Source organism: Photobacterium sp. OFAV2-7, from assembly GCF_022347985.1.
Classification (GTDB): Bacteria; Pseudomonadota; Gammaproteobacteria; order Enterobacterales; family Vibrionaceae; genus Photobacterium.
This window is the reverse complement of record NZ_JAKRFQ010000503.1, coordinates 1-3,756: the sequence shown is the minus strand read 5'-3', so window position 1 is coordinate 3,756 and position 3,756 is coordinate 1. Positions and strand designations below refer to the sequence as shown.

Genomic DNA, 3,756 nt, shown 5'->3' with positions numbered 1-3,756 from the left:
TTCATGTACTTGCGCAGTACTTCAGGGATCATAATGCGGCCATCTGCTTCCTGGTTGTTTTCAAGAATCGCAACCATGGTACGGCCAACAGCCAGACCTGAACCGTTCAGTGTATGAACAAGCTCTGGCTTCTTCTCGCCCTTGCGACGGAAACGAGCCTGCATACGGCGAGCCTGGAAATCCCACATGTTTGAACAAGAAGAGATTTCACGGTAAGTTTCTTGAGCAGGAACCCATACTTCAAGGTCGTAAGTTTTCGCAGCACCGAAGCCCATGTCACCAGTACAAAGAACCACCTTACGGTAAGGAAGCTCCAGAAGCTGAAGAACTTTCTCAGCATGGCCAGTCAGCTCTTCCAGTGCCGCCATTGAATCTTCAGGCTTAGTGATCTGTACCAGCTCTACTTTGTCGAATTGGTGCATACGGATCAGGCCACGGGTATCACGACCGTAAGAGCCCGCTTCAGAACGGAAACACGGCGTATGTGCCGTCATCTTAAGCGGTAGATCAGCTTCATCTGTAATGGTATCGCGAACCATGTTGGTCACTGGAACTTCCGCAGTCGGGATCAGTGACATACCTACGCCTTCTTCAGTTGCAGGCTTGGTGTGGAACAGGTCTTCACCAAATTTAGGGAGCTGACCAGTACCGAATAGGCTGTCTTTGTTCACCAGGTATGGTACATACATTTCGGTGTAGCCATGCTCGTCAGTGTGAAGATCCAGCATAAACTGGGCAATCGCACGGTGCAGGCGAGCAAACTTGCCTTTCATCACGATAAAGCGCGAACCAGAGATCTTTACGGCACTTGCAAAGTCAAGACCGTCTGCCAGCTCGCCAAGATCAACGTGATCTTTAACTTCAAAGTCATAAGTCTTAGGCTGGCCCCAACGAGACACTTCCACGTTCTCGTCTTCGTCTTTGCCTGCAGGAACACTGTCATCCGGCAGGTTAGGCACAGAAAGCGTAATATCCTGAAGCTCAATTTGAAGCTCAGCTAGCGCTTTTTTCGCTTCATCCAGCTCACCACCAAGGTTGGCAACTTCAGCCAGAATCTTTTCAGCAGCTTCGTGATCGCCTTTAGCTTTAGCTTGACCAATCGACTTCGATCGCGAGTTACGCAAAGCCTGTAGCTCTTCAGTCTTAACTTGAAGGGACTTACGTTGCTCTTCTAGGTTGCGTAATTTTTCTACGTCAAGGGTAAAACCACGACGTGCGAGTTTTGCAGCTGTTTCATCCAGCTCAGTTCGAAGTAATTTAGAATCTAGCATGCTAATCCTGTGCTCTTAATATTCTGAAATGCACGTTATTTAGACAATTCTTGTCAAAATAATCTTAGGTTTACGAAACGCCAGTCAATCTGGCGTCAATTGTTCAACGATACCCAAAAAGCCTTATTATTGGTAGCGCTTTAATGCGCTTTTTGCATCTAAAGAAGCAAGATAATCCAACTTTTCGGCAATTTTAGTTTCCAAACCGCGATTTGTTGGGTGATAGTAGCGTGTACCTTCCATTTCCGGCGGGAAGTAACACTCACCGGCCGCATAGGCACCCGGCTCATCATGGGCATAACGGTATTCGGCACCATAGCCCAGATCCTTCATTAGCCGCGTAGGGGCGTTACGCAAATGATTGGGGACCTCGTAGTCTGGATGATTCATCGCATCCGCCTTCGCTTGCTTGAATGCTGTATAGACCGCATTGCTTTTCGGCGCACTGGCAAGGTAAATAATTGCCTGCGCAATGGCACGCTCCCCTTCGTAGGCTCCAACCCGCGTAAAACAGTCCCAGGCCGAGATAGCCACCTGCATCGCCCGGGGATCCGCATTACCGATATCCTCGGAAGCGATCGCCAGCAGACGTCGAGCCACATAGAGAGGATCACAACCGGCCTGCAACATACGGGCAAACCAGTACAGGGCTCCGTCGGGGCTTGAACCGCGAATCGACTTATGCACTGCCGAAATCATGTCATACCAAAGATCGCCCTTGTTGTCGAAACGAGCGATTTTCTCACCCGCCACCTCTGCAAGCAGCGACAAAGTGATCGGCTTGATCCCTTTTTCATTCTCTTCTGCCATGTCGATGAGCTGCTCGAGATAGTTCAGCGACATACGCGCATCACCACACACCAGATCAGCCAGCCTTTCTTTTACATCATCGACAAACTCAAGGTTGGTCTCGTTGATCCCCCGCTCCGTGTCTGTCAGCGCCTGTTCGATAACCTCGAGAATGTCTGTCGACTCCAGCGACTTAAGCTTATAGACCCGGGCTCGTGACAACAGTGCGTTGTTGAGCTCAAACGACGGATTCTCTGTCGTTGCACCGATAAACGTCACCGTGCCATCTTCAATATGCGGCAAAAACGCATCTTGCTGACTTTTATTGAAACGGTGCACCTCGTCGACAAACAAGATGGTCCGTCGTCCGGCCATTTTGTTATCACGGGCTTTGTCGATAGCGGCCCGGATATCTTTCACCCCGGAGGTGACGGCCGATACACGCTCGACTTCGGCATTGGCATAGTTAGCAGCCACTTCGGCCAATGTCGTTTTGCCTGTCCCCGGCGGCCCCCAGAGGATCATCGAGTGGAGATGACCGGCTTCAAGCGCACGCCTGAGCGGCTTTCCCTCGCCCAGAATATGGCGCTGACCGATATATTCCTCAACCGTACGTGGCCTCATACGTGCAGCCAGCGGGCGAAAATCTGACGAGAAATCGAGGCTGAAGTTATTCAAAATAACAGCTCCTTAAAACGAAATTAGGCGGCACAAGGGTGCCACCTAAGAAAAGGGCGAACGGCAGTTCCGGCGTTAGTTACGCTGATCGTCAAGCTCTACACCTTTTGGCGGTGTGAACTTAAACAGGTCGCTCGGTTGCGCTTTACCGCTGAACTTACTGAACGAGAAGTTGCTGCGTTGGCCGTCCTGCTCAACCACTGAGAAACTACGTACTTCACCACTCTTGGCAACCGTCACCACGAACTTGCCCATCGAAGAGGTGCGATCTTTCGGCGTCAGGGTAAAGGTATCGGCAGTCTGGGCAACGTTGTATTTCGCCCAGTCAGCTGTGTTGTTTCGGGTTAGCAGCACAAACGGAGTTTGTTCAGTCGCATCGGCAAGCCACATCGCTGTCACCTGCTCGATAAATGGACTGTAGTACCAGAGTGTCTTGCCATCCGAGATCAACAGGTTTTCATCCGGCATCACCGTATTCCAGCGAAACAGGTTTGGACGCTGAATCGCAACATCCCCTTCCCCTTCCACCAGCAAATCACCTTCCGGGCTAATGACTTTTTGCTTAAATTCGGCACTGAAAGCATTCACTTTGCCCAGCCTTGTACTCAGCTCCTGCTGTGGCGTTGCCCATGCACCGGAAGATAAGAAAACAGGAGCTGCGACAAGCAGACTTACTAATACTTTTTTTATCATTATGACTTAACCTTTTCGGTTCAAAACTGTTCAAATCGTTTGTTTACCATCTCCAAAACCGCTCGGAAACAGTTATTAACTTCGGTTACCACGCAGGCCCGGCTATATCAGATAATTCCCTGATATAGCCTAGTCCTGTGGAGGTGGCGGTGGTGCCAATACCTCACGATTGCCATTATGCCCCGGAGCACTGACGATACCATGCGCTTCCAGTTGCTCGACAATTCGCGCCGCCCGGTTGTAACCAATCTTAAATTTACGCTGCACGCCCGATACAGAGCCTCGGCGAGATTCGGCAACAAACGCCGCCACCTGATCAAACAAC

Annotated in this window: 4 protein-coding genes; all 4 read right to left on the bottom strand. The window is 50.5% G+C overall.

The window, feature by feature from the left end; genetic code table 11:
- The coding region (gene serS, locus MHN01_RS19845; RefSeq protein ID WP_239412933.1) for a serine--tRNA ligase at positions 1-1,271 on the bottom strand (1,271 nt) is incomplete at its 3' end.
- Positions 1,272-1,397: 126 nt separating this feature from the next.
- Positions 1,398-2,738: a replication-associated recombination protein A gene (locus MHN01_RS19840; protein WP_239412932.1), complete on the bottom strand. Its 1,341-nt coding sequence runs from the start codon at positions 2,736-2,738 to the stop codon at positions 1,398-1,400.
- 75 nt (positions 2,739-2,813) lie between these two features.
- The gene (gene lolA / locus MHN01_RS19835; protein WP_239412930.1) at positions 2,814-3,431 is read right to left on the bottom strand and encodes an outer membrane lipoprotein chaperone LolA; all 618 of its coding nucleotides are present in this window, start codon (positions 3,429-3,431) and stop codon (positions 2,814-2,816) included.
- 129 nt (positions 3,432-3,560) lie between these two features.
- A partial coding sequence (locus MHN01_RS19830) for a DNA translocase FtsK (RefSeq protein WP_239412929.1) occupies positions 3,561-3,756 on the bottom strand: 196 nt, incomplete at its 5' end.